The organism is Streptomyces sp. NPDC050211, assembly GCF_040656035.1.
In the GTDB taxonomy this organism is placed as follows: domain Bacteria; phylum Actinomycetota; class Actinomycetes; order Streptomycetales; family Streptomycetaceae; genus Streptomyces.
Genome location: NZ_JBFALC010000002.1, coordinates 20,329 through 45,315 on the forward strand (window position 1 = coordinate 20,329; position 24,987 = coordinate 45,315).

Consider the following 24,987-nt stretch of genomic DNA (forward strand, 5'->3'; position numbering starts at 1 on the left):
GGCCGATTCACGCATCTGCGTTGTAAGTTCCCGTCATGCCTGATCCCCGCTTGCTCCGTGCTTTCGTCACCGTTGCCGAAGAACTGCACTTCACCCGCGCCGCGGCCCGGCTCTACGTCGCCCAGCAGGCGCTGAGTCGTGATGTACGGCGCCTGGAGCGGGAGTTGGGCGCCGAACTGTTCGTACGGACCACGCGCCAGGTGACGCTGACGGCCGACGGTGAGCGGCTGGTGCCGTACGCGCGTCGGGTGCTCGCGGCGCAGGAGGCGCTGCTGGCGGCGTTCGGGCAGGCCAGGCCGCTGCTGGTGGACCTGAACTCGCCGGGTCTCGTCACCGGCCGCCGGGTGCTGCACCGGGCGCGTGAACTCGCCCCCGAGCAGGAGCTGATGGCCCGCTTCGAGAGCGGGCTGACCGGCGCGGCGGGGGAGTTGATCGCGGGGCGGCTGGACGCGTCGTTCGGGCGGTACGCGGGACTGGACCCGGCGCTGCGGGCCCAGCTCGACCACCAGCCGGTGCGGTACGAGCCGATGGCGGTCGTCCTGCCCGAGAATCACCGACTGGCCGGAAATGAGGCAGTGCCACTCGAAGCGCTTGCGGGCGAGACGGTGTACGCGGGCGCCGGAAATCCACGGACACCGGAGTGGACCGATCTTGCTCACCGGCTGTTCGAGGGGCGCGGCATCCAGGTCGCCGCGCCCGCTCCGCTTGCGGTGGGTGACGAGGAGTTCCAGCGGATCATGGCCAAGATGCGTAACCCGATCCTCGCCGTGGTGGATTTTCCGGCCATGCCTTCGACGGTGGTACGGCCCCTCATCGACCCCGTTCCCCTCTCGCTCGTCAGTTTGGTGTGGCGAAAGGGGCTGGTGCACCCAGGATTCGACGCACTTCGACGGGCCGCGGCCCAGCTCGCCGCCGAGGAGGGATGGCTGCGGAGGCCCGCCGATGGGTGGATTCCAGCCATTGACGTGCACACAGTAAGTACGCATATCTGACACGGGACGAACATGGATCCTCCGCGGTGCGCTACATTCATGCCCTGAGCACGGTGTGGTAAGGGGGGCGCTCGGGCCGGGTGGGGGCCCGGTTCGGTCGACTGGTGCTCGGAGTCGTGCGCGCCCAGAACGGTCCGTGGGGGGATGTGCGTGCGCGTGAAAAATTGGCGGGAAGACGCCCAACCGGAGTGGCCTGACGCGGCTTCCGGGACTCGGGCGTTGCCGGGGGCGGGAGCGGGGCCCGGCGATGGGCGGCCGGGTACCGGCACGCAGGCGTTTCCGGAAACCCGGGGGATGAGAGCGAGCCAGGAGACAGCGTCGGCTTCGCCCGCCGAGCAGACCGAGGTGCTGCCTCGGGCCGGCAGAGCCGGTGCGGCCACCGCTCCCAGAGACCCCTGGGCCGAGTCCGGCGAGACGGACGGGCACACCCATGACCCGCACGAGGTGACGGTCCAGCTCGACGGCATAGGACTGCAGCTCGACAACCTGCGCCTGCACGCGGCGAAGGGCGGACCGTCCGGCACGGGCGGCCCCTCTTCCACGGCTTCCTCGTCCTCCTCGTCCTCCTCGTCCTCCTCCTCTTCCGACGGACCGGTGTTCGTCGACGAGTCGGGCCGCCGCAGCCGCAGGTACCGCCGGATCGGCATGGCCGTGGGCATCGCCTGCGCGGTCTACGCCGTGGTCATCCTGGCCACCCTGATGTCCGGCAACTCCGAAGCGCCCTGGCTGCCCGTGCCGGGCCAGAAGGACGACCAGCCGGCCGGCAAGGTCGACACCCCGCCGCTGCCCGCCCAGTCGGCGCAACCCACCGGCACCGGTCTCGTCTCACCCGGCGTGACCGAGTCCGCGGGAGTCGAGGTACCGCCCTCACTCGGGGCGTCCGCCACCGCGCCCGGCGCCTCCGCCGGCGTCGTGGACCCCGGCACGTCCGCCGACCCCGAGCCCTCGGCGACCCGGACGCCCCAGAACCCGGGCACCGGTCCGTCCGACGACCCCGCCGACCCGGAGCCGTCCGACGACCCGTCGGCCTCCGCCTCGCCTGACCCGAGCCCGACCGGCGGCGGCGAGCCCTCGCCCTCGGCCAGTGCCTCCGCGACCGTCGACCCCCCGGGCGCGGTGGCCGACGGCGCGAGCGACCCGAGCCCCGTCGCCCAGGAGCCGGGCGGCACCTCCGCTCCCACCCCGTCCCCGGAGAACATCACCTGATGGCATCCCGCACCCGCCGTCCCGGGCCCGCGACCGGAGCCCGTGACAGCTCCCGGCGCCGCCGCCTGCCCATGCGCCTGCTGCTCCCCTCGCTCGTCCTGGTCGCGCTGATGGCGATGCTGATGCTGCGGGGGTATGTCCACAGCGAGATCCTTGCCGACCACCGCGTCCAGCCGCCCGCCGCCACCGACCGGGTGCCGGAGCAGATCCTCAAGGGCGGCCCGGTCATCGACACTCGCAGCGGCCGCACCACCAGCCTGCGCGTTCCCGACCACCGTCTCGTCCTCACCTTCGACGACGGTCCGGACCCGGTCTGGACCCCGAGGGTCCTGGACGTGCTGAAGGAGCACCACGCCCACGCGGTCTTCTTCGTCACCGGCACGATGACCTCGCGCTACCCCGACCTCGTCAAGCGGATGGTGGACGAGGGCCACGAGGTGGGCCTGCACACCTTCAACCACCCCGACCTCTCCTACCAGTCGAAGCAGCGCATCGACTGGGAGCTGTCCCAGAACCAGCTCGCGATCAGCGGCGCGGCCGGCATCCGCACCTCCCTCTTCCGGCCGCCGTACTCCTCCTTCGCCGACGCCATGGACAACAAGTCCTGGCCGGTCACCGACTACATCGGCAGCCGCGGGTACATCACGATCGTCAACAACACCGACAGCGAGGACTGGCAGCGGCCCGGCGTCGACGAGATCATCCGCCGCGCCACCCCGCAGGACGGCAAGGGTGCGATCGTCTTGATGCACGACTCCGGCGGCGACCGCAGCCAGACCGTCGCGGCCCTCGACCGGTTCCTGCCCGATCTCAAGGCTCAGGGCTACGAGTTCGACAACCTCACCGAGGCCCTCGACGCGCCCAGCGCGCACACTCAGGTCACCGGCCTGGACCGGTGGAAGGGCAAGGCGTGGGTCTTCCTGGTCCAGGCCTCGGAGCGGATCACGGACGTACTCGTGGTCTGCCTGGCCGTGATCGGCTTCCTGGTCATCAGCCGCTTCGTCCTGATGCTCCTGCTCTCCGGCATCCACGCCCGCCGGGTGCGCCGCCGCGACTTCAGCTGGGGACCGCCGGTCACCGAACCGGTGTCGGTGCTGGTGCCGGCGTACAACGAGGCCAAGTGCATCGAGAACACCGTCCGTTCACTGATGGCCAGTGAGCATCCCATCGAGGTCGTGGTCGTCGACGACGGCTCCAGCGACGGCACCGCCCGCATCGTCGAGGCGATGGGCCTGCCGAACGTCCGGGTGGTCCGCCAGCTCAACGCGGGCAAACCGGCCGCCCTCAACCGGGGTCTCGCGAACGCCCGTTACGACATCGTCGTGATGATGGACGGCGACACCGTCTTCGAACCGGCCACGGTCCGCGAACTCGTCCAGCCCTTCGGCGACCCGAGCGTGGGCGCGGTCGCGGGCAACGCGAAGGTCGGCAATCGCGACTCCCTCATCGGCGCCTGGCAGCACATCGAGTACGTGATGGGCTTCAACCTCGACCGCCGTATGTACGACATCCTGCACTGCATGCCGACGATCCCGGGCGCGGTGGGAGCGTTCCGGCGCAGCGCCCTCGAACGCGTCGGCGGCATGAGCGACGACACGCTCGCCGAGGACACCGACATCACCATGGCGATGCACCGCGACGGCTGGCGGGTCGTCTACGCCGAGAACGCCCGCGCCTGGACCGAGGCCCCGGAGACGGTCCAGCAGCTCTGGTCCCAGCGCTACCGCTGGTCGTACGGCACCATGCAGGCGATCTGGAAGCACCGCCGAGCGCTGGTGGAGCGGGGCCCGTCGGGCCGCTTCGGCCGCGTCGGCCTGCCCCTGGTGTCCCTGTTCATGGTCCTGGCCCCGCTCCTGGCCCCCTTGATCGACGTTTTCCTCCTCTACGGCATCATCTTCGGCCCGACGACGAAGACCATCGGCGCCTGGCTGGGCGTCCTGGCGATCCAGGCGGTCTGCGCGGCCTACGCCTTCCGCCTCGACCGCGAACGCATGACCCACCTCATCTCCCTGCCCCTCCAGCAGATCCTCTACCGGCAGCTCATGTACGTCGTCCTGCTCCAGTCCTGGATCACCGCCCTGACCGGCGGCCGCCTGCGCTGGCAGAAGCTGCGCCGCACCGGGGTCGTCGAAGCGCCGGGCGGCGGAGTGCCGAAACCGCGGGCGCCCCAGGGCGGGGCCGATCGGAGGCCGGTGGGATGACGCAGAGTTACGAGCCGACGGCGACGGGCGTGAACACGTCGTACGGCATTCCGCAGCAGCGCACGGCAGAGCAGCCGGCACCCACTGCCGCGAAACCCGGCCGGGACCGCTACCTCGACCTCCTCCGCTCCATAGCCCTGGTCCGAGTGGTCGTGTACCACCTGTTCGGCTGGGCCTGGCTGACCGTCCTGTTCCCCTCCATGGGCGTGATGTTCGCGCTGGCGGGTGCCCTGATGGCCCGCTCGCTGAACCGCCCGGCATGGGGAGTGATCAAGGGCCGCATCCGGCGCCTTCTGCCCCCGCTCTGGGCGTTCAGCGCGGTGATCCTGGTCCTGATGTTCGCGGACGGCTGGAACCCGACGAAGGCCTCGGACGAGGGCCCCGTCTGGACTCTCCTCAAACTGGTCAACTACGTCGTCCCGATCGGCGCCCCGCCCTTTCCCTGGCAGATCGGCTCCCCGACGGGCCTGGTGGAGGACACCTGGGCGGTGCAGACGGCGGGTCCGCTGTGGTACCTGCGGGCGTATCTGTGGTTCGTGGTGGCATCGCCCCTGCTGCTGTGGGCATTCCGCAAGGCACCCTGGCCGACCCTGCTCGCCCCGCTCGGCCTGACGGCCGTAGTGGGCACCGGACTTGTCACCATCCCCGGCGAAACGGGCAACGCGGTCACCGACTTCGCGGTCTACGGCGGCTGCTGGGTCCTCGGCATCGCCCACCACGAGGGCCTGCTGGCAAAAATCCCCCGCTACCTGTCCGTCTCCTGCTCGACGCTGCTGATGGCCTTCGGCCTGTGGTGGGCATCCGGCCACCTGGGCCCCGACGGCTGGGACTTGAACGACATCCCCCTGGCCCAGGCCACCTGGTCCTTCGGCTTCGTCGTCATCCTCCTCGTCTACTCCCCGTCCTGGCAGCAACTCCCCGGCCGCCTCGCCAGGTGGGACAAGCTCGTGACCCTGTCCAACAACCGCGCCGTCACGATCTACCTCTGGCACAACATGCTCATCATGGCCACGGTCCCGATCATCGACCGCGCGTACGAGCTGCCGTTCATGCAGGGCGAGAGCGCGATGGCGGCGCTCGACGCGACGTACATGCTGTGGATGTTCCTGCTGGTGTGGCCACTGATCGGACTGGCGATCGTGGGGGTGGGCTGGATCGAGGACATCGCCGCGAAGCGGAAGCCGAGGTTGTGGCCGGATGGTTCCAAGTTTGGCGGGGACAGGGGCAGGGCGCATCGGGCGTGAGCCATGGACGCTGGGACCCTCCTTCGGGAGCAGGGCCCCAACGTCCAACCACGCTCACCCCACGGCAATGCGCTTCGCCCACCAGGTGGTAGGACCGACGACCGCGGTGCCCGTGCGGGACTTCGTCCTCACGGTGACCCGCGGCCAGCAGCTGGAGCGCCGCCAGGCCCGTGCGATCGTCGACGCCTACGCGTCCGCGCCCGGTGTCTTCCCGACTACCCGGGCGGTTTCACCCTGCTCCGCATCCACACCGGCGGCTACGCCCTCAACCACTACAAGGCCGACGTCCCCGCGGCCCGCCAGTGGAACGAGCGCAGCCGACGAGTCGCCGCGGGCCTGTGGCCGCACCACGCCCTGAGCCGCTAGGTCACCGACCGCAACAGCGTGTGGGCCCACGACCTGTCGGGAGTCGCGGCGCGCGTATCCGTCGGCCGCGAGGCGTGAACAGCACCTCGCGGTACTAGAACCTCGCGGTGCTAGAACAACGCCTCGAGCCCGCCGATCAGCGGCAGTGGCGCGAACGCCAGGACCAGCGCCGCCACCGCCAGCCCGGGTCGGATGTCCCGCTTCCCCACGAAGCCCGCCACCGCGGCGACGGGCGGCAGGACGCACAACACCAGGAAGCTCCAGCGCCAGCCCTCCTCGCTGGTGAGGAAGAGCAGGAGGGCCAGGTATGCGGGGACGGCCACCGCGGACAGCATCCGGGCGCGGGTGAGGAACAGCTCCAGGTTCTCGCTTGAGGAGGGGTAGGGCATCTCAGGCGACCACTCGGTTGTCGTAGCCGGCGGAGCTGGCCTCGGGGAAGCCGTCGGCCGCCGAGAAGCCGTTGATCGCCGTGGACAGCACCGCCCCGAGCCCGGTGATGGCCATCATGGTCGCGTCGAATGCCTTCACCAGAGCGGCGTACCTCTCGATGATCATGACGGCCTGCGCGGCGGCCAGGGCGAACATGGCGGCGGACGCCACCTGCCCGCCGACCGGGATGGCGTTGACGGCCGTGGCCGCGGCCATGTTGGCCATCCAGATGATCGCCATGTCGGCGAGGAAGACGACCCCGGCCTTGAGGACCTCGGCGAGCTGGAACACCATCTGTGCCGCCTGGTCGTAGCAGGTCTTCAGGGAGTCGAAGCTCTCCTTGAAGTCGGCGAGTTTCTTGCTGAACTCGTCGAAGTAGACCTTCGCGGCGTCGTAGGCGTTGCCCTCCCAGGTCACGCCGACGTTCGTGGTGCCCTTCTTCAGGTTCGCGGCCACCGCGTCGCAGAACGAGCCGAGGTTTCCCCAGACTTCGGCGCAGTCCTTGTACTTGTTCCAGTCGCCCAGAACCCAGTTGTTGATCTCGCCGAAGATGTCGACGCCGAAGAGCAGCTTCACCGCCTCCACGGCCACGGTGGAGGGGCTGCCCAGGTCGAGGACGGTGCCGAGGGTCTTCTGCACCGGGTTCATCGTGTATTCGTCGGCGTGCCCCTGGGCGTACTTGACCAGAGGGTTGTCGCTGTCGCCCGCCGGTGCCTTCAGGGCGGCCGCGGCGTCCTGCGCGTCGGCGAAGTCGCTTCCGTTGCCGCCGCCGGACGGTGCGCCTCCACCGCCCTTGGAGCCCGGGTAGGTGGCGTCCATCTTCGCGGCTTCGTCCGTGTCCGTCTCGCGGTAGTACTTGGCGGATTGGGACAGTTCCTTCTGCGACGCGGTGAGGACGCTCTGCACCTTGCCCAGGGCCTTCTTGGCGGCTTCCACGTAACTGTCGTGATCGCCCGCGACAAGATCCCAGAGCTGCCCTCCGACCATCGTGTCGATCTTCGCGTTGTTGCTCGTGTACTCGACGGCCTTCGTGGCGCCCTCGGCGCCGCGCCCCACGAGCGTGGAGAACCCCTGGATCGCGTCCGGCTCTACTCGAAAACCCACGGTCTGCTCCCGCCCCCGTCAGTACAGTGACCAGCCACGGCCGTCATGCCGGGACTTCTTGCCGGCGCGCTCGTCGGGCGCCGCGCGTTGTTCTTCGTCGATCTGCTCCTGCTCCGCCGCGATCGCGCGCCTGCCCTCTGCGGCCAGTTCCTCGCGCTCCGCCTCGGAGAGTGAGGCCCACTTCTCCGCCATGGGCGCCGCCTGCTCGATCAGCTGGTCGGCGTACGCGGACACGTTCGCGGCGTCCCGCAGGCTCGCCCGCCCGGAGAGGACCTCCTGTGCCATCTCCTTCAGGGCATCGCCGCCGTGCCCGGCGGCGAGGGTCTCCAGGGACTTGCGCAGCAGTCTCGCCTGCGCCGGGTCTCCCTGGGACATCTCCAGAAGTTCGGAGTCGTCGAATTGCCTGCCCGAATCCGGACTCTCGGCCACATGTCCTCCTTCAGACAGATCACAGATGCCGACCAGTCTGAACCTAAGGTGCCTGACGCAAAACATTCGATGCGCTGGAATCACAGATCCGTCACATGCCCGCGCGTGAAGAGATACGAACAGACGGTGCAACAGGTACGAATTGGCCGAGAATGCTCAGGTTTTGGAGCCTAGTACTGCCCCAGATAGGTGCCCTTGGCCCGGAACGTGAAAGAACTTGCGACCCGATCACCGAGCGAATGTGCTTCGTGCTCAGCGCCTCGCGTCCGCCGCGTGCGAGAGGAAGTCCGCCCAAGTGGTGGGTGGGAACGTGAGGTGAGGTTCGGTGGGGGTTTTGGAGTCGCGTATGTGGATGATGGTGGGGGTGGTGGCTATCTCGACGCAGTTCGAGCTGTCGCCGCTGTAAGTGGACTTCTGCCAGTGGAGGGTCTGCACGGTCGGTCTCTCTCAGATGTCCTGGATGAGGCTCTGGATGAAGTCGCGTGACTCGGCAGGGCCGAGGGCGCAGGACTCCATGTGGTCAAGCACGGCGCGGTACTTGCTCAACTGTGCCTCCGCGTCGAGGAATCCGCAGCCGCCATGGTGGGTGTCGAGCTGCACGGTGTCGAGTTGCGGAACCGGGCCCACGATGTAGTCGAAAGACTGGCCCGTGCTCGGGTAGTACTCCGTGTCGAAGGGGATCACCCGGACGGTGACGTTCGGCAGCTCGCTCATGTCGAGCAGATGCTTGAGCTGGCCGCGCTTCACGTCGGGGCCACCGAAGCGCATCCGCAGGGCTGACCCGTGGATGATCGCCGCGGGTCCGTCGAGCTTCCGCTGGAGCTCGCGTGGTCCGGGCTGCGGGCATTCGACCTCGGTGACGTGAAGCTGCTGCTGGGTCTGTACCGGATCGTCCTCAACAACGGGTCCAGGGATGATTTCGTGCGTTACCTCAACCGCGAACATCTCGTCCGCCACTGGCCGATCCTGCGCAAGATGCTGGGTCGTGGCGTGCGTGAGACATGGGAGGAAGCCTTCCCCGAGCTCCGCCGTTCCGGCACGGCATGAAGCAGTGAGCGTCACCCCACCCGATCGTCGAAGCACTCCCTCTCCCCGCCATCCGCCGCAGGCCGGAAGCAGGCCCGTACCACCGTCCCGGGACGGGCCTCGGACATGGCGGTATAGACGTAGGACTGCGCGTCCACCTCGTCGACGACCTCGGCGGTACGCGCGTGTCCGCCCTCCGCCGTCATCGCGATCCGGTCGCCGACCCGCGTGTCCCACACCCGGGCCCAGCCCGCCCCGCACGCCTCGCTGTAACGCAGCTCCATCCGTGCGCCCGTGGCCGTGCGATACGAGGCGAGGGTGTCGGGGCCCCGGCCGCACCCCATGTGCATCGGGTTCCGTCCCTCACACTCGGCGCCCCGGCATCGAGGCCCCGTGGGGGAGGAGGACACCGTCGCCACCTGGGGCTCTTCCTCCCCGCCCAGCAGTAGGAAGAGAGCCAGCGCCACGCCCCCGACCGCCACGGCACACGCCACCACCGTCACGATCACCGCCACCGACACACCCCTGCCTCCGGCCCTCGGGACCTCAGCCCCATCCGGAGCCGGAGCCGGAACCCGAGCCCCCGCCTCCCTCGCCCGCCCCCTCCACTCCGCCTCCGCGATCTCCCACAACGCCAGCGGTCGCCCCTCCGGCTCACCAGCGAGTTGGCACAGCGCCTGTACCGCCTGCCGTGGCGGCATCGTCTTGCCGTTGAGATAGCGCTCCCAGGACGACTTGCTGTACGGAGTACGGTCCTCCAGGCCCGCCAGGCTCAACCCGGTGCGCGCCTTCAGTTCCCGCAGGGCGGCCGTCAGCCGAGCGCGTTCCGGTGATGGTGATGGTGATGGAGCCGGCCGCTGAGTCCCCCCACTCATCGCCGCAGCGCCTCCCACGTATGCGGCCCCATGATCCCGTCCACCACCAGCCCCGCCCGCTGCTGCACCCGCTCGACCGCGCGCTCCGTCAGCGGGCCGTAGATCCCGTCGATGTCCCCCGGCGCGGCCCCCGCCCGCCGCAACAGGCACTGCGCCTCGGCCACCTCCGGCCCGGCCATGCCCTTGGTGAGGACCGCGTCGCGGGTGCGGCTGTTGCCCGCGTACCAGTGGCCGTCGATCTGCTCGACACGGCAGGTGTACGTCGGTGCCGACCGCGACGCGGAGGACGAGCCGTGCGATGCCGCCCGGGTCTCACCGTCGCCGGCGGTCACGATCATGAGGGCCGAGAAGACGGCGAGCACCGCGGCCGCGGTCCCCGCCAGCACCGCGATCCGTACCGGCCGCCTCCGCAGCGGGAGCGGACGCCGGAGCACCCGGAGCCGGCGCGCGAGGGAACGTACTCTCGCGGCAGTGACCTCGGTCTCCGGGCCGGCTGTCGCCCGCCGCGTGGCCCACGCCTCCGCGGCCACCTCATGCAGCGCTAGCAACCGCGTCGGATCGTCACCCCCGATCCGCGCCATCGCCTCCACGGCCTCCTGCGGCGGCAGCGACCGGCCTCCCAGATACCGCTCCCACGACGACGAGCTGTAGCCCGTCTTCGCCGTCAGCTGCCTGAGGCTCAGGCCACTGTGATCCTTCAGGCGGCGTAATCGCACCACCAATTGCCGGACCCGCGGGTCCAGTCCCTCCGGCAGTTCGTTCCAACGCGACATGCCCCACCCCGTCCGCGTCCGTGGTCCCTGTCGTCCGTCGTTCCTGTCGTCCGTCGTCCCTTTGTTCCTTCCCCCGTCAGCAACCACGGACGTCAGCAACCACGGACCGTCCCGGAAGTCGGTTCCCGCCCCCGTCCGGAATCGGCCACCGTCCCGCCGTGCCGTCCCTGCGACCCTCATCTCCGCAGGTCAGCGCACGGGGCATCCCATGAGTACGTCACTTCCGCGGCTGCCGTAGAAACCCCTGCCCGGCATCCCGCAATCTCGGTGAGCAGCACAGCCCACCCGAAGTGAAGCGAACCGAAACGAAACGGGGATCTCATGACCGCGACACGCAAGCGCATCGCCCTCCTCGCCGCCACCGCCGCCCTCGGCAGCGTCCTCGTCGCCCCGGTCACCGCCGTGGCCGCGAGCGGGTCCGCCGACAGCGGTGTCTCCGCGCAGGCGTACTCCTGCACCATCAAGAACGTCGGCGGGAAGAAGCAGGCCGGCTACTACAGCGGCAACACCGTCGTCCCGTCGTCCAGCGGCGTCAGCAAGGCCGGCATCGAGGCCCAGTGCATCCTCAAGGACATGGGCTACCCGACCGGCACGGTCGACGGCGTCTTCGGCAACAAGTCCAAGACCGCGATGAAGCAGTTCCAGGCCGACGTCAACGAGGAGTACGGACGGCACGTCCTCGACGTCGACGGTCTGCCCGGCTCGAAGTCGTGGCCGTACCTGCGCGTCTTCTGGTGAGCAGGTGAGGTGAGCGGATGACCGGCGCGGTCCGTCCTCCCTCGGGGGAGGGGACGGGCCGCGCCGCCGTCAGTAGCGGGCGTCCGCGTTCGTTTCGCCGTACAACCTCTCATCCCGCCCTTCGCCGGGGTGAGAGCAAAGTTCCTTTCCGGTCACCCGACGCCACAGACAGGAAACGCGCCCTCCCTACCTTCAGGACTCATACCGCTCAGCACCGCAAAGAACCGCCCGAGCCCCGGAGCACCGTGGAGGCGTCATGACAGCCCCTAGCCAGGCCCCCGCCCAGAGCAGGGGAGGCCGTTGGATCGATCACTGGGATCCCGAGGACGAGACCTTCTGGAACGAGACCGGAGAGAAGGTGGCCCGCCGCAACCTCATCTTCTCCGTACTCTCCGAGCACATCGGGTTCTCGATCTGGACCCTGTGGTCCGTGATGGTGCTGTTCATGGGCCCCGAGTACGGGCTCACCCCGGCCGACAAGTTCGTCATCGTGTCGATGGCGACGCTGGTCGGCGCGCTCGTCCGGGTCCCCTACACCTTCGCGGTCGCGGTCTTCGGTGGCCGGAACTGGACCATCGTCTCGGCCTCACTGCTGCTGCTTCCCACCATCGCCGCCTTCATCGTGATGGAGCCGGGGACGTCCTTCACCACCTTCCTGCTGTGCGCGATGCTCGCCGGCATCGGTGGCGGAAACTTCGCGTCCAGCATGACCAACATCAACGCCTTCTTCCCGCTCAGGAAGAAGGGGTGGGCGCTCGGCCTGAACGCCGGCGGCGGCAACATCGGTGTCCCGGTCGTGCAGCTGGTCGGCCTCGCGGTCATCGGCGCCAGCGCCGGCCCGCGCGTGCTGCTCGGGATCTACATCCCCTGCATCGTCGTCGCCGCGGTCCTCGCCGCGCTGTACATGGACAACATCTCGTCCGTGAAGAACGACACCGGCGCCGCCAAGGAGGCCGCGAAGGACCCCCACACCTGGATCATGTCCTTCCTCTACATCGGCACCTTCGGCTCGTTCATCGGCTACAGCTTCGCCTTCGGCCTCGTCCTTCAGACGCAGTTCGGTCGTACGCCGCTGGAGTCCGCGTACGTCACCTTCATCGGCCCGCTGCTCGGCTCGCTGATCCGGCCCTTCGGCGGCTGGCTCGCGGACAAGTACGGCGGGGCGAAGATCACGCTGTGGAACTTTGTCGGCATGGCCGCCGCGACCACCGTGATCATCTCCGCCTCGATGTCGAAGTCGCTGGCCCTGTTCACCACCGCGTTCATCGCGCTGTTCATCCTGACGGGGCTCGGCAACGGCTCGACGTACAAGATGATCCCCGGCATCTTCCAGGCCAAGGCCGTCGCCATGGGCCTTGAGGGAGAGGAAGCCGCCTCCTACGGCCGCCGACTCTCCGGTGCCTCCATGGGTCTCATCGGCGCGGTGGGCGCGCTCGGCGGGCTCGGCATCAACCTCGCCTTCCGGCAGTCGTTCCTGAGCGTGGGCTCCGGCACCGGCGCCTTCGTCGCCTTCCTCGCCTTCTACGGCGTCTGCTTCGTGGTCACCTGGGCCGTATACCTTCGTCGCCCGGCCGCGCAGGCTCCCGCCACCGCCACCGCATCGGAGGCGAAACCGCAGCTCAACTACGCCGAGGTGTGACGTAACACCAGCGACATCCAGCCGAACCGAGCCTGTCACGCACCGTTGACAGGCTCGGTCGGCATGCAGGCAGAAGAGCCGAAATGCCTCATGTGAGGTAGCGCCTGATCTGAGGTAGTGCCTGATGTGGGGCAGTGCCTCATGCAAGGCCGTGGCCTCACCTGGGTCATACGGTGCAACGACTCGAGTGCGGGACGAGAGTTTATGTACGACGAACAGCAGCGACCGGAACACGGGCCCCTTGCCGGGTTCACCGTGGGTGTCACCGCCGCGCGCCGGGCCGATGAACTCGGGGCGCTGCTCCAGCGGCGCGGTGCCGCGGTTCTGCACGCCCCTGCCCTGCGGATCGTGCCGCTCTCCGACGACAGTGAGCTGCTCGCCGCCACCAAGGACATCGTCGAGAACGTGCCGGACATCGCGGTCGCGACGACCGCGATCGGCTTCCGGGGCTGGATCGAGGCCGCCGACGGGTGGGGCCTCGGCGAGGATCTGCTGGACAAGCTGCGCGGCGTGGAGCTGCTCGCGCGCGGACCCAAGGTCAAGGGTGCGATACGGGCCGCCGGGCTGACCGAGCACTGGTCGCCGTCCAGCGAGTCCATGGCCGAGGTGCTCGACCGGCTCCTGGAAGAAGGGGTCGAGGGGCGTCGTATCGCCATACAGCTGCACGGCGAGCCGCTGCCGGGATTCGTCGAGTCGCTGCGGGCCGCCGGCGCGGAGGTCGTCGGGGTGCCGGTCTACCGGTGGATGCCGCCGGAGGACATCGGGCCGGTCGACCGGCTGCTCGACGCCGCCGTCTCACGCGGCCTGGACGCGCTCACTTTCACCAGCGCGCCCGCCGCCGCGTCCCTGCTGTCCCGCGCCGAGGAGCGCGGTCTGCTGGCCGAACTGCTCGCCGCCCTGCACCACGACGTCCTGCCCGCCTGTGTCGGCCCGGTCACCGCGCTGCCGCTCCAGGCCCGTGGCGTGGACACGGTCTCGCCGGAACGTTTCCGGCTCGGCCCGCTCGTCCAGCTGCTCTGCCAGGAGCTGCCGGCCCGGGCGCGGGCCCTGCCGATCGCCGGGCACCGGGTGGAGATCCGGGGCCACGCGGTCCTGGTCGACGGCGAGCTGAAACCCGTACCGCCCGCCGGAATGTCCCTGCTGCGGGCCCTGTCCCGGCGGCCCGGCTGGGTCGTCGCCCGCGCCGAACTGCTGCGTGCGCTGCCCGGCGCCGGCCGCGACGAGCACGCCGTGGAGACCGCGATGGCCCGGCTGCGTACGGCACTGGGGGCGCCCAAACTCATCCAAACCGTCGTCAAACGCGGCTACCGGCTCGCCCTCGACCCGGCCGCCGACGCCAAGTACGCCGACGCCTGACGGCCGCGGCCGTACACCACCAGGGCCCGCACCAGGAACGCCAGCGCGAGCGTCGACAACAGCGCCCGTACGACGTTCCAGGCCACCCACATGTCCTCGAACTCCTCCCGCGCGACCGACGCCGAAGTGCCGCTCTCGGCAAGGTCGTTGTTCAGCGGGACGTTCACCACGACCGTGACGAGGAAGGTGAGGGCGTACGCCGCGAGGCCCGCCCACACCCACGCCCGGCAGGGCGCCGCGCGCAACTGCCACGCCGACACCGCCGCGAGCAGCAGTGCCCCCATGAAGCTAAGGAAGAACACGGGGTTCTGGATCGCGTCGTTGATGTCCCGCATGACCTCGACGTACGCCCGGTCGTCACTGCGGGCCAGCCCCGGCATCACACCGCACGCGAAGACATAGAAGGCCCCGGCGATCAGCCCCATAGCGACCGTGGCCGCCCCCAGTACAAATCCAGTGCCAGTACCAGTGCTGTTCTGCGTCATGCCCTCAGTCAACGGCCCGCACCGTGGACGGACCATGCCCCAGAAGCGCATTGGCATACGCAGACGTCCACGCCGGTCCGGTACGAGGGGTTCCGGCCGCGTGAGAGGGAAGGCACTGTTAAAGGAACGGTTCCCCCGACGCCGAGAAGGGGCGCGGGGAACTGCGCGACCAGCCACGACGGCGCCGCAGTCGAACGACTGCACATCACGGCACAGGTGGGTGACAGGCACATGGCACTGGGTACGGTCACGGGCAGCGCATCCTCGTCCGCGTACGAGCTGCGGTTCGACGCCGGGCGCATCTGCCTGGATCTCCTCGCGACCGCGACCACACACCCCGGCGAAAAGCTCGACTCCGTCGAGGTGCTGCACGCCTGGATCACCGGCTCGGGACTGGTCCCACCGGGCACGCCCCTCACCCACGCCGACGCCTCCTGGCTGGTCGGCTTCCGTGAACTGCGCGGCCACATCGGCCGGCTGGTGCACGGCAGGCTGTCGCCCACGACACCGCCGTACGACCGCTCGCTCGCCCGCGTCAACGAACTCGCCCGCACCGCGCCCCCGGCCCCCCGCGCCCTGCGTCGCGAAGACGGCACGCTGGTGCGGGAGTTGGACCCGCCGGAGTACTCCGCGCTGCTCGGTGCGATCGCCCGGGACACCGTCGAACTGCTCACCGACCCCGTCGCGCGAGCGAGTCTCAGACAGTGCGAAGGGGACAACTGCCCCATTGTGTACGTCGACTCCTCCCGGGGTCGCAGGAGGCGCTGGTGCTCCAGTGAGGTCTGCGGAAACCGCGAACGGGTGGCCCGGCACCGCCGCCGCGCGGCACTCGCCCGCGCCTAGCGCCCGATAAGTTCCGTATGTGAAACGGCTGTCGTAGTAATTTCGACGTGATTTCGACAACACTCCGTGACCCTGCCGCATGCCGCTGGCAAAGGCCTCGATCTTGCCATTGTGGCGGGAATGTAAAGACAAGGCGGGGGGAATGTGCGGCCATGTCCCCCTCGTCACGTCACCGCTGAGAAAACTGTCACGTCACTTTGAACACACCGGTGTTGGCTTCCGTACCGGTTGTCGAGCGACCGACTGGGGGAACCCCCGGACATCGGAGGTGGGCGTGCGCAAGGATTCCGTCGTGGCCAATGAACGTGCATCGAGGGCCCGACATCGCATGTCCCAGCCCTCGGAACCAGATGAGGAGCTGATGCGTGCGCTGTACCGAGAGCACGCCGGACCTCTGCTCGCTTATGTCCTTCGGCTGGTCGCCGGAGACCGGCAGCGCGCCGAGGACGTCGTGCAGGAGACACTCATCCGTGCCTGGAAGAACGCCGGTCAGCTCAATCGAGCGACCGGATCTGTACGCCCCTGGCTGGTGACGGTCGCACGCCGCATCGTCATCGACGGCCATCGCAGCCGGCAGGCCCGGCCGCAGGAGGTCGATCCGTCGCCGCTGGAGGTCATCCCCGCGGAGGACGAGATCGACAAGGCGCTGTGGTTGATGACGCTGTCGGACGCGCTCGACGACCTGACCCCCGCGCACCGGGAGGTGCTCGTGGAGACGTATTTCAAGGGGCGTACGGTCAATGAGGCGGCCGAGACGCTCGGCATACCGAGTGGCACGGTGCGCTCACGGGTGTTCTATGCCCTGCGATCGATGAAGCTGGCACTGGAGGAGCGGGGGGTGACGGCGTGATGAGTGTGTACGGGGGACATCAGGGATTCGGCTCGGGTGGTCCGGGTATGTCTGGCCCTATGCAGGGATCTCCGGGCCCGAACGAGCACGAGACCGTCGGCGCCTACGCTCTCGGGATTCTCGACGACGTAGAGGCAACCGCTTTTGAGGCGCATCTCGCCGGTTGCGAGTGGTGCGCCCAGCAGCTCGACGAACTCGCCGGGATGGAGCCGATGCTGGCAGCCCTCGCGGACCTGCCCGGCACCGGTACGCCCGCCATCGGCGAGTCGCTGTCGGCCAAGCCCTCCCCGCGGCTCGCGGAGAAGCTGGTCAACGAAGTCGCCGAGCGACGCGCCATGACCCGTCGCCGCTCCTTCTACATGGTGGCGGCAGCGGCGGCGCTGATCATCGGCGGCCCGGTCGCCGCGGTGGCGACGACGGCCGGCGACGAGGGCACGAGCGGCGGCAACGAGACCTTGGCGGCCAGCCCCGCCAAGGAAGCCTTCGACCACATGTCCGACAAGATCTCGGCGACCGACCCGACCACCAAGGTCAGCGCCAGCGTCGGCCTGGAGGCGAAGGCCTGGGGCACCCACGCCGTCCTCGAGCTCAAGAACGTCAAAGGGCCTCTGAAGTGCTCTCTCATCGCCGTCGGCAAGAACGGCGAACGTGAGACGATCACCTCATGGTCGGTCCCGAACTGGGGCTACGGCATCGAGAACGCCAAGACCGAGCAGGCCCGAAACCCGCTCTACGTCCACGGCGGCGCCGCCTTCGCACCGAACGAGATCGACCACTTCGAGGTCATGACCTTCGAAGGCAAGCGGCTTGTCGAGGTAGACGCATAGCTTTCCGGGGCCCCCTTCGCGTACCTTTGACGGCTGCCCAGCACGTCAGAAGGGGGCCCGGTGGCCGCTCAGGCTCAACAGGAAACCGCGCTCGACTCCTCCGCCCAGGATTCCGTACGCGACGACTCCGTGCGCGACCGGGAGATCGGCGTCGAACAGGAACACCTGGACCGGGTGTACCAGCGGCTCGAGGAGAAGATCCACGAGGCCGAGTTCCTCATGAACGACGCCGCCAAGCGCGGCCAGGTCGGCACGCCCGGCGCACTCGCCGAGCGTGATGCGCAGGTCTTCCGGGCGGGGATCCACCTCAGCCGCCTGAACAACGAATTCGAGGACTTCCTCTTCGGCCGTATCGACCTGCTGCTCGGCAAGGACGGCAAGAAGGGACCCGACGGCGCGTACACCGCGGTCGAGCCCGCCGACGGCGCCGTGCGCGACGACGGCACGGCCGACATCGCCGAGACCCTGCACATCGGCCGGATCGGCGTCCTCGACCAGGACTACGCACCCCTGGTCATCGACTGGCGTGCCCCGGCCGCCGCACCCTTCTACCGCTCCACCCCGGTCGATCCGGGCCGGGTGGTACGCCGCCGGGTGATCCGCTCCAAGGGCCGCCGTGTCCTCGGCGTCGAGGACGACCTGATGCGCCCCGAGCTGAAGGCCACGCTGGACGGCCACGAACTCCCGGTGATCGGTGACGGCGCCCTGATGGCCGCGCTCGGACAGGCCCGCAGCCACACCATGCGCGACATCGTCGCCTCCATCCAGGCCGAGCAGGACCTGGTCATCCGTGCCCCCGCCGCCTCCGTGACGTACGTCGAGGGCGGTCCCGGCACCGGCAAGACCGCGGTGGCGCTGCACCGGGCGGCGTATCTGCTGTACCAGGACCGGCGCCGGTACGCGGGCGGCATCCTCATCGTCTCTCCGACCCCGCTGCTGGTCGCGTACACCGAGGGCGTCCTGCCCTCCCTCGGCGAGGAGGGCCAGGTCGCCATCCGCGCCATCGGCTCCCTCGTCGACGGCACCGAGGCCACGCTGTACGACTCCCCGTCGGTGGCCCGCGCCAAGGGCTCGTACCGGATGCTGAAGGTGCTGCGGAAGGCGGCGCGCGGGGCGCTGGAGCTGGGACGGGATGCCGCCGCGGGCCCGAGCGCCGCCGGCCGTCACGGTTCCGGCCGCCACGGTTCCGGTCGTCCCGCCTCCGGCCAGCTCGCCTTCGGTGAGGAGAGCGACGGAAGTGACGACGCCACGCCCGGACAGAACGGGGCACCCGCCGCTCCGCCCACCCGGCTGCGCGTGGTCGCCTTCGGGCGCCGGCTCGAACTGGAGGCGGCCGAGCTGGAACGTATCCGCCATGCCGCCCTCAGCGGCACCGCTCCCGTGAACCTGCTGCGCCCGCGCGCCCGCAAGCTGCTGCTCGACGCGCTGTGGGAGCAGTCGGGCGCCGCGACCCGGCACACGGACCCCGAGCTGGCCGCCGAGCTGCGGTCGTCGTTCGACGAGGACATCGTGTCCGAGGACGCCTTCATCGCCTTCCTCGACGCCTGGTGGCCGGAGCTCACGCCGAAGCACGTCCTGGCCGCCATGGCCGACGAACGCCGTCTCGGCCGCTGGGCCCGGCGGATCCTCAACCCCGGCGAGATCCGCAAGGTGGCCCGCTCGCTCAAGCGGAACGGCCACAGCGTGCACGACATCGCCATGCTCGACGAGCTCCAGGCGATCCTCGGCACCCCCGCCCGCCCCCGCAAGAAGCGCGAGCTGGACCCGCTCGACCAGCTCACCGGGCTCGAGGAGCTGATGCCCGGGCGCGAGGAGTCGCAGCGCGAGCGGGCCGAGCGGCTGGCGCAGGAGCGCGTCGAGTACGCGCATGTCATCGTCGACGAGGCCCAGGACCTCACGCCCATGCAGTGGCGCATGGTCGGCCGCCGCGGCCGGCACGCCACCTGGACGGTCGTCGGCGACCCCGCCCAGTCCTCCTGGTCCGACCCCGAGGAGGCGGCCCAGGCCCGCGACGAGGCCCTCGGCTCCCGCCCGCGCCGCCGCTTCCAGCTCACCGTGAACTACCGCAACCCGGCCGAGATCGCCGAGCTGGCGGCGAAGGTCCTGGCACTGGCCATGCCCGGCGCCGAGTCACCGAGGGCGGTCCGCTCCACCGGCGTCGAGCCCCGCTTCACCGCCGTCCGCGACTCCCTGAGCCGTACCGTCCGCGAGGAGGCCACCCGGCTGCTCGACCGCGTCGACGGCACGGTCGGCGTCGTCGTCGCCATGAACCGGCGCGAGGAGGCCCGCCGCTGGCTCACCGGCCTCGGCGACCGGGTCGTGGCGCTCGGCAGCCTGGAGGCGAAGGGCCTGGAGTACGACGCGACGATCGTCGTCTCACCTGCGGAGATCGCCGACGAGAGCCCTGCGGGCCTGCGTGTGCTGTACGTCGCACTGACCCGGGCCACCCAGCAGCTGACGGTGGTGTCGGGGGAGCGGGACGAGCCGGACGCGAACGGGGTTCCGGACCTCCTCCAAGATTGATCCAGATGGACTCCAGCGACGGGAATGGCCTTACGGGATCTGTTTGTTAGCCTGGGTGTGGCACCGGCCCGATCCAAGCCCCCGGGCCCAACCTTCGTCGCTACGAGCGACCACTTGCCGCGAGGCGAGCATGGCGGGTCGGTGTCACTGAATGTGCGAGAGGCTCACGTCACCCTGTGACGTGAGCCTCTTTCGCTGTGAACACAAAGTCCGCAATCCGGGGCGGCTACCAGCTACCCGGCAGTAGGTGCGACGATCGGACCGCATCCAGCGTCACACGGTGAAAGCAGAGGAAGTCGGCCATGGCAACGGCGCCCAGCGTCTCCTACTCGATGACGGTCCGGCTGGAGGTGCCCGCGAGCGGTACCGCGGTCTCCCAGCTCACCACGGCCGTCGAGTCCCACGGAGGCTCGGTGACCGGCCTCGACGTGACGGCTTCCGGCCATGAGAAGCTCCGCATCGACGTCACCATCGCGGCGACCTCCACGACACACGCCGACGAGATCGTCGAGCAGCTGCGCACCATCGAGGGCGTCACGCTCGGCAAGGTCTCCGACCGTACGTTCCTGATGCACCTCGGCGGCAAGATCGAGATGCAGTCCAAGCACCCGATCCGCAACCGTGACGACCTCTCGATGATCTACACGCCGGGTGTGGCCCGCGTCTGCATGGCGATCGCCGAGAACCCCGAGGACGCCCGGCGCCTCACCATCAAGCGCAACTCCGTTGCGGTCGTGACGGACGGCTCGGCGGTGCTGGGCCTCGGCAACATCGGCCCGAAGGCCGCGCTGCCCGTCATGGAGGGCAAGGCGGCCCTGTTCAAGCGCTTCGCCGGCATCGACGCCTGGCCGCTCTGCCTCGACACCCAGGACACCGACGCGATCGTCGAGATCGTCAAGGCGATCGCCCCCGGGTTCGCCGGCATCAACCTCGAGGACATCTCCGCACCCCGCTGCTTCGAGATCGAGGCACGGCTGCGCGAGGCCCTCGACATCCCCGTCTTCCACGACGACCAGCACGGCACCGCGATCGTGGTGCTGGCCGCGCTGACCAACGCACTTCGCGTGGTCGGCAAGGGAGTTGAGAACGTACGCGTCGTCATGTCGGGCGCCGGCGCGGCCGGTACGGCGATCCTGAAGCTGCTCATCGCCGCGGGCGTGAAGCACGCCGTCGTCGCCGACATCCACGGTGTCGTGCACGCCGGCCGCGAGGACCTGGTGGCCGCCGCTCCCGACTCGCCGCTGCGCTGGATCGCCGACAACACCAACCCCGAGGGCGTCACCGGTACCCTCAAGGAGGCCGTGCGCGGCGCCGACGTCTTCATCGGCGTCTCCGCCCCGAACGTCCTGGACGCCGACGACGTGGCCGCCATGGCCGACGGCGCCATCGTGTTCGCGCTCGCGAACCCCGACCCCGAGGTCGACCCGGCAATCGCCCGGCAGACGGCGGCCGTTGTCGCCACCGGCCGCTCCGACTTCCCGAACCAGATCAACAACGTGCTGGTCTTCCCGGGCGTCTTCCGCGGCCTGCTCGACGCCCAGTCCCGCACGGTCAACACCGAGATGATGCTCGCGGCGGCGAAGGCCCTGGCGGACGTGGTGACCGAGGACGAGCTCAACCCGAACTACATCGTCCCCAGCGTCTTCAACGACAAGGTCGCGGGCGCGGTGGCGGGGGCCGTACGGGAGGCCGCCAAGGCGGCGGGCGCGACGGCGTCGTAGGCTCGTCGGTGCGTGGCCTGCTGTGAGGATCGCCACGACGGGCCCCGGCGCGTCGCGGAACGCAGGGCCTTTGGCCGCCGTTTATCGTTGCGGCCAGGCTCGGCCCTCTTTTCGTGTGACTCCCAAGGGTGTTCTCACGACTCCTACGGGTGCCGGATTGGCTTTCCCGCCGCAGGTAGGGGCAGGATGCCTCCCTGGGCGCGAGGGTCCGACGGCGGACCCGGGTCCGGGGAATGTCCGAGGGCCCTGGCAGCATCGACTTCGCAGTGCCCGATATGCGGCTCCGCCGCGTGGCACGCCTCATACGGCAAGAAGAACACGGGAGTAACAACATGAACCGCAGTGAGCTGGTGGCCGCGCTGGCCGACCGCGCCGAGGTGACCCGCAAGGACGCCGACGCCGTTCTGGCCGCGTTCGCCGAGACCGTCGGCGAGATCGTCGCCAAGGGCGACGAGAAGGTCACCATCCCCGGCTTCCTGACCTTCGAGCGCACCCACCGTGCCGCTCGCACCGCGCGCAACCCGCAGACCGGCGACCCCATCCAGATCCCGGCCGGCTACAGCGTGAAGGTCTCCGCGGGCTCCAAGCTCAAGGAAGCGGCCAAGGGCCAGTAGTGACCTTGCCTGTACACCACGGGACGGTGTACGGCACCTGAGTAACGCCAATGGGGCGGCCCCTCCACCAGGGGCCGCCCCATCGTCGTACGAACTACTGCTACCCGAGCCGCCTTGCCCGGCAGCGAACGCCGGTTACCCGAGCGCCTTGCCCGGCAGCTCCACCTTCGCGCCCAGCTCGATCAGCTTCTCCATGAAGTTCTCGTAGCCGCGGTTGATGAGGTCGATGCCGTGGACGCGGGATGTGCCCTGGGCTGCCAGTGCGGCGATGAGGTAGGAGAAGCCGCCGCGGAGGTCGGGGATGACCAGGTCGGCGCCCTGGAGCTTGGTGGGGCCGCTGACGACCGCCGAGTGGAGGAAGTTGCGCTGGCCGAAGCGGCAGTTCGAGCCGCCGAGGCACTCGCGGTAGAGCTGGATGTGCGCGCCCATCTGGTTGAGCGCGGAGGTGAAGCCCAGGCGGGACTCGTAGACCGTCTCGTGGATGATCGAGAGGCCCGTCGCCTGTGTCAGCGCCACGACGAGCGGCTGCTGCCAGTCCGTCTGGAAGCCCGGGTGGACGTCCGTTTCGAGCGCGATGGACTTCAACTGGCCGCCGGGGTGCCAGAAGCGGATGCCCTCGTCGTCGATCTCGAAGGCGCCGCCCACCTTCCGGTAGGTGTTGAGGAACGTCATCATCGAGCGCTGCTGGGCGCCGCGGACGTAGATGTTGCCTTCGGTCGCCAGGGCCGCGGAAGCCCACGACGCGGCCTCCAGGCGGTCCGGGAGGGCCGCGTGGGTGTAGCCGCCGAGCCTGTCCACACCGGTGATGCGGATGGTGCGGTCGGTGTCCATCGCGATGATGGCGCCCATTTTCTGCAGGACGCAGATCAGGTCCTCGATCTCCGGTTCCACGGCGGCGTTGGAGAGTTCCGTGACGCCCTCCGCGAGCACCGCCGTCAGCAGCACCTGCTCGGTCGCGCCGACGGACGGGTACGGCAGCTGGATCTTGGTGCCGCGCAGCCGCTGCGGAGCCTCCAGGTACTGCCCGTCCGCCCGCTTCTCGATCTTCGCGCCGAACTGCCGCAGCACCTCGAAGTGGAAGTCGATGGGCCGGCCGCCGATGTCGCAGCCGCCGAGGCCGGGGATGAACGCATGCCCGAGGCGGTGCAGCAGCGGACCGCAGAACAGGATGGGGATGCGCGAAGAACCCGCGTGGGCATCGATGTCGGCGACATTCGCGCTCTCCACGTGCGACGGGTCAAGGACCAGTTCGCCCGGCTCCTCACCCGGACGGACCGTCACCCCGTGCAGTTGCAGCAGGCCGCGTACGACACGCACGTCACGGATGTCCGGAACGTTGCGCAGTCGACTCGGCGCGCTGCCCAGCAGGGCGGCGACCATGGCCTTCGGTACGAGGTTCTTCGCACCGCGGACACGAATCTCGCCCTCCAGCGGGGTTCCGCCGTGGACAAGCAGGACATCGTCGTTGACGGTCATGTATCTCGCGTTCCGATGAGTTGGGCAGGGCCGGACAGACAGAGTAATCGCCGCCGACCCCCCTTCCGTAAGCCCAAGTACCACCCAGCTCCGTCATAGCTCTGTCACAACACGAACCGTTCACCCACGGGCACATGGGGTCACCGGCCGAGTCGTGCGCCTGGAACGCATCGGTGAGCCCTGAGCTGCATTCACTCCCGAACCCCCATTGCCTCCCCGCGCGAAGGGAAGATGCGGGATCATGTCTGGCATGACCGAGGTGTCCTCGCTCACAGGGCGGTTGCTCGTGGCAACGCCCGCCCTGGCGGACCCGAACTTCGACCGCGCGGTGGTGCTCCTTCTCGACCACGACGAGGAGGGCTCGCTCGGTGTCGTCCTCAACCGCCCCACCCCGGTGGACGTGGGCGACATCCTGGAGGGCTGGGCGGATCTCGCCGGGGAGCCCGGTGTCGTCTTCCAGGGCGGGCCGGTGTCTCTGGACTCGGCGCTCGGCGTGGCCGTCATCCCGGGCGAGCCCGCGGGCGGGTATGTGCCGCTGGGCTGGCGCCGGGTGCACGGCGCGATCGGGCTCGTGGATCTGGAGGCCCCGCCGGAACTGCTCGCCTCGGCCCTCGGCTCCCTGCGCATCTTCGCCGGTTACGCCGGCTGGGGCCCCGGCCAGCTGGAGGACGAGCTGGTGGAGGGGGCCTGGTATGTCGTGGAGTCGGAACCCGGCGACGTGTCCTCCCCATCCCCGGAAAGACTCTGGCGCGAGGTCCTGCGCCGCCAGCGCAACGAGCTCGCGATGGTCGCCACCTATCCGGACGACCCTTCGCTCAACTGATACATGTGAGCTTCAGTACCCTTGGGCCTATGAGCACTCTTGAGCCTGAGACCCAGCCGCAGCGCGGGACTGGTACGGGGACCCTCGTAGAGCCGACGCCGCAGGTGTCCCATGGCGACGGTGACCACGAGCGCTTCGCCCACTACGTCCAGAAGGACAAGATCATGGCGAGCGCCCTCGACGGCACCCCCGTCGTGGCGCTGTGCGGCAAGGTCTGGGTACCGGGCCGCGACCCGAAGAAGTACCCGGTGTGTCCCATGTGCAAGGAGATCTACGAGTCCATGGGCGCCGGCGACGACAAGGGCAAGGGCGACAAGTAGCTCTCCGGCCGGTCGTAGACAGGTAAGGCCCCCAGCGCACGTTTTGCGTGCCCTGGGGGCCTTTGTGCTGTCCGCGCGTTGCACAGGGTGCGTTTGCTGGTCACAGAGTGGTTGAGACCTCTTGTGG

At 69.4% G+C, this 24,987-nt stretch carries 24 protein-coding genes and 1 pseudogene; 16 read left to right on the forward strand and 9 right to left on the reverse strand.

From position 1 onward, the window contains the following. Positions 1–35: 35 nt before the first annotated feature. From AB0I98_RS01940 to AB0I98_RS01955, 4 genes are all read left to right on the forward strand, one after another. Positions 36–992: a LysR family transcriptional regulator gene (locus tag AB0I98_RS01940; RefSeq protein WP_362933831.1), complete on the forward strand. Its 957-nt coding sequence runs from the start codon at positions 36–38 to the stop codon at positions 990–992. A gap of 294 nt (positions 993–1,286) precedes the next feature. Further along, complete coding sequence (locus AB0I98_RS01945; protein WP_362933834.1) at positions 1,287–2,198, forward strand: hypothetical protein; 912 nt, start codon at positions 1,287–1,289, stop codon at positions 2,196–2,198. Continuing rightward, positions 2,198–4,399 carry a glycosyltransferase gene (locus tag AB0I98_RS01950; RefSeq protein WP_362933837.1) on the forward strand — a complete coding sequence of 734 codons (2,202 nt, stop codon included), beginning with the start codon at positions 2,198–2,200 and terminating at the stop codon, positions 4,397–4,399. Before AB0I98_RS01945 ends, AB0I98_RS01950 begins: the two co-directional genes overlap by 1 nt. Continuing rightward, complete coding sequence (locus AB0I98_RS01955) at positions 4,396–5,643, forward strand: acyltransferase (RefSeq protein ID WP_362933840.1); 1,248 nt, start codon at positions 4,396–4,398, stop codon at positions 5,641–5,643. The genes AB0I98_RS01950 and AB0I98_RS01955 overlap by 4 nt, the downstream gene beginning before the upstream one ends. A 476-nt stretch (positions 5,644–6,119) precedes the next feature. On the opposite strand, the gene AB0I98_RS01960 is transcribed toward AB0I98_RS01955, so the two are convergent. From AB0I98_RS01960 to AB0I98_RS01980, 5 genes and pseudogenes are all read right to left on the reverse strand, one after another. After that, the gene (locus tag AB0I98_RS01960) at positions 6,120–6,398 is read right to left on the reverse strand and encodes a hypothetical protein (protein WP_362933843.1); all 279 of its coding nucleotides are present in this window, start codon (positions 6,396–6,398) and stop codon (positions 6,120–6,122) included. A gap of 1 nt (position 6,399) precedes the next feature. Then, entirely contained in the window at positions 6,400–7,542 is a 1,143-nt protein-coding gene (locus AB0I98_RS01965; protein ID WP_362933846.1) for a type VII secretion target, read from the reverse strand. Positions 7,543–7,560: 18 nt separating this feature from the next. Beyond that, the gene (locus AB0I98_RS01970; RefSeq protein WP_362933849.1) at positions 7,561–7,971 is read right to left on the reverse strand and encodes a hypothetical protein; all 411 of its coding nucleotides are present in this window, start codon (positions 7,969–7,971) and stop codon (positions 7,561–7,563) included. Between the two features lie 252 nt (positions 7,972–8,223). Further along, on the reverse strand, positions 8,224–8,406 hold the full coding sequence (locus AB0I98_RS01975) for a DUF397 domain-containing protein (RefSeq protein WP_362933852.1): 183 nt from the start codon (positions 8,404–8,406) through the stop codon (positions 8,224–8,226). A gap of 12 nt (positions 8,407–8,418) precedes the next feature. Beyond that, a pseudogene (locus AB0I98_RS01980) lies at positions 8,419–8,766 on the reverse strand (DUF5753 domain-containing protein); the annotation flags it as partial. Between AB0I98_RS01980 and AB0I98_RS01985 the strand changes: the two are divergent. Continuing rightward, positions 8,755–9,018 carry a hypothetical protein gene (locus AB0I98_RS01985; RefSeq protein ID WP_362934816.1) on the forward strand — a complete coding sequence of 88 codons (264 nt, stop codon included), beginning with the start codon at positions 8,755–8,757 and terminating at the stop codon, positions 9,016–9,018. The pseudogene AB0I98_RS01980 and the gene AB0I98_RS01985 overlap by 12 nt on opposite strands. A gap of 11 nt (positions 9,019–9,029) precedes the next feature. On the opposite strand, the gene AB0I98_RS01990 is transcribed toward AB0I98_RS01985, so the two are convergent. Continuing rightward, positions 9,030–9,872, reverse strand: coding sequence for a DUF2690 domain-containing protein (locus AB0I98_RS01990; RefSeq protein WP_362933855.1), 843 nt, complete (start codon positions 9,870–9,872; stop codon positions 9,030–9,032). Further along, entirely contained in the window at positions 9,869–10,645 is a 777-nt protein-coding gene (locus AB0I98_RS01995; RefSeq protein WP_362933858.1) for a peptidoglycan-binding protein, read from the reverse strand. The genes AB0I98_RS01990 and AB0I98_RS01995 overlap by 4 nt, the downstream gene beginning before the upstream one ends. Before the next feature lie 321 nt (positions 10,646–10,966). Here AB0I98_RS01995 and AB0I98_RS02000 point away from each other — a divergent pair, with 321 nt between their 5' ends. The 3 genes from AB0I98_RS02000 to AB0I98_RS02010 all read left to right on the forward strand — a co-directional run bounded on the left by AB0I98_RS02000 (position 10,967) and on the right by AB0I98_RS02010 (position 14,378). After that, positions 10,967–11,383: a peptidoglycan-binding domain-containing protein gene (locus AB0I98_RS02000; RefSeq protein WP_362933861.1), complete on the forward strand. Its 417-nt coding sequence runs from the start codon at positions 10,967–10,969 to the stop codon at positions 11,381–11,383. A 256-nt stretch (positions 11,384–11,639) separates the two neighbouring features. Next, the gene (locus tag AB0I98_RS02005; RefSeq protein WP_362933864.1) at positions 11,640–13,022 is read left to right on the forward strand and encodes a nitrate/nitrite transporter; all 1,383 of its coding nucleotides are present in this window, start codon (positions 11,640–11,642) and stop codon (positions 13,020–13,022) included. 204 nt (positions 13,023–13,226) lie between these two features. Beyond that, on the forward strand, positions 13,227–14,378 hold the full coding sequence (locus AB0I98_RS02010) for a uroporphyrinogen-III synthase (RefSeq protein WP_362933867.1): 1,152 nt from the start codon (positions 13,227–13,229) through the stop codon (positions 14,376–14,378). Here AB0I98_RS02010 and AB0I98_RS02015 read toward each other — a convergent pair. After that, positions 14,327–14,863: an anthrone oxygenase family protein gene (locus AB0I98_RS02015; RefSeq protein WP_362933869.1), complete on the reverse strand. Its 537-nt coding sequence runs from the start codon at positions 14,861–14,863 to the stop codon at positions 14,327–14,329. The genes AB0I98_RS02010 and AB0I98_RS02015 overlap by 52 nt on opposite strands. Before the next feature lie 231 nt (positions 14,864–15,094). On the opposite strand from AB0I98_RS02015, the gene AB0I98_RS02020 reads away from it, so the two are divergent. The 6 genes from AB0I98_RS02020 (at position 15,095) to AB0I98_RS02045 (ending at position 22,241) form a co-directional block, all read left to right on the forward strand. Next, a complete protein-coding gene (locus AB0I98_RS02020; protein WP_362933871.1) occupies positions 15,095–15,706 on the forward strand; it encodes a CGNR zinc finger domain-containing protein in 612 nt (203 codons plus the stop codon). 328 nt (positions 15,707–16,034) lie between these two features. Beyond that, complete coding sequence (locus AB0I98_RS02025; protein WP_010039908.1) at positions 16,035–16,556, forward strand: sigma-70 family RNA polymerase sigma factor; 522 nt, start codon at positions 16,035–16,037, stop codon at positions 16,554–16,556. After that, positions 16,556–17,383, forward strand: coding sequence for a zf-HC2 domain-containing protein (locus tag AB0I98_RS02030; protein WP_362933873.1), 828 nt, complete (start codon positions 16,556–16,558; stop codon positions 17,381–17,383). The genes AB0I98_RS02025 and AB0I98_RS02030 overlap by 1 nt, the downstream gene beginning before the upstream one ends. 60 nt (positions 17,384–17,443) lie before the next feature. After that, positions 17,444–19,906, forward strand: a complete 2,463-nt coding sequence (locus AB0I98_RS02035; protein WP_362933876.1) for a UvrD-helicase domain-containing protein — start codon at positions 17,444–17,446, stop codon at positions 19,904–19,906. A 302-nt stretch (positions 19,907–20,208) separates the two neighbouring features. Continuing rightward, the gene (locus AB0I98_RS02040) at positions 20,209–21,627 is read left to right on the forward strand and encodes an NAD-dependent malic enzyme (protein ID WP_362933879.1); all 1,419 of its coding nucleotides are present in this window, start codon (positions 20,209–20,211) and stop codon (positions 21,625–21,627) included. A 332-nt stretch (positions 21,628–21,959) separates the two neighbouring features. Beyond that, positions 21,960–22,241, forward strand: coding sequence for an HU family DNA-binding protein (locus tag AB0I98_RS02045; protein WP_054220032.1), 282 nt, complete (start codon positions 21,960–21,962; stop codon positions 22,239–22,241). Between the two features lie 135 nt (positions 22,242–22,376). Here the strand turns inward: AB0I98_RS02045 and murA are convergent, their stop codons facing one another. Next, positions 22,377–23,717: a UDP-N-acetylglucosamine 1-carboxyvinyltransferase gene (gene murA, locus AB0I98_RS02050; protein WP_362933882.1), complete on the reverse strand. Its 1,341-nt coding sequence runs from the start codon at positions 23,715–23,717 to the stop codon at positions 22,377–22,379. 250 nt (positions 23,718–23,967) lie between these two features. Here murA and AB0I98_RS02055 point away from each other — a divergent pair, with 250 nt between their 5' ends. Both AB0I98_RS02055 and AB0I98_RS02060 read left to right on the forward strand, forming a co-directional pair. Beyond that, a complete protein-coding gene (locus AB0I98_RS02055; protein ID WP_301981438.1) occupies positions 23,968–24,540 on the forward strand; it encodes a YqgE/AlgH family protein in 573 nt (190 codons plus the stop codon). Positions 24,541–24,569: 29 nt separating this feature from the next. Further along, positions 24,570–24,860, forward strand: a complete 291-nt coding sequence (locus AB0I98_RS02060) for a DUF3039 domain-containing protein (protein ID WP_362933885.1) — start codon at positions 24,570–24,572, stop codon at positions 24,858–24,860. Positions 24,861–24,987 lie beyond the last annotated feature (127 nt).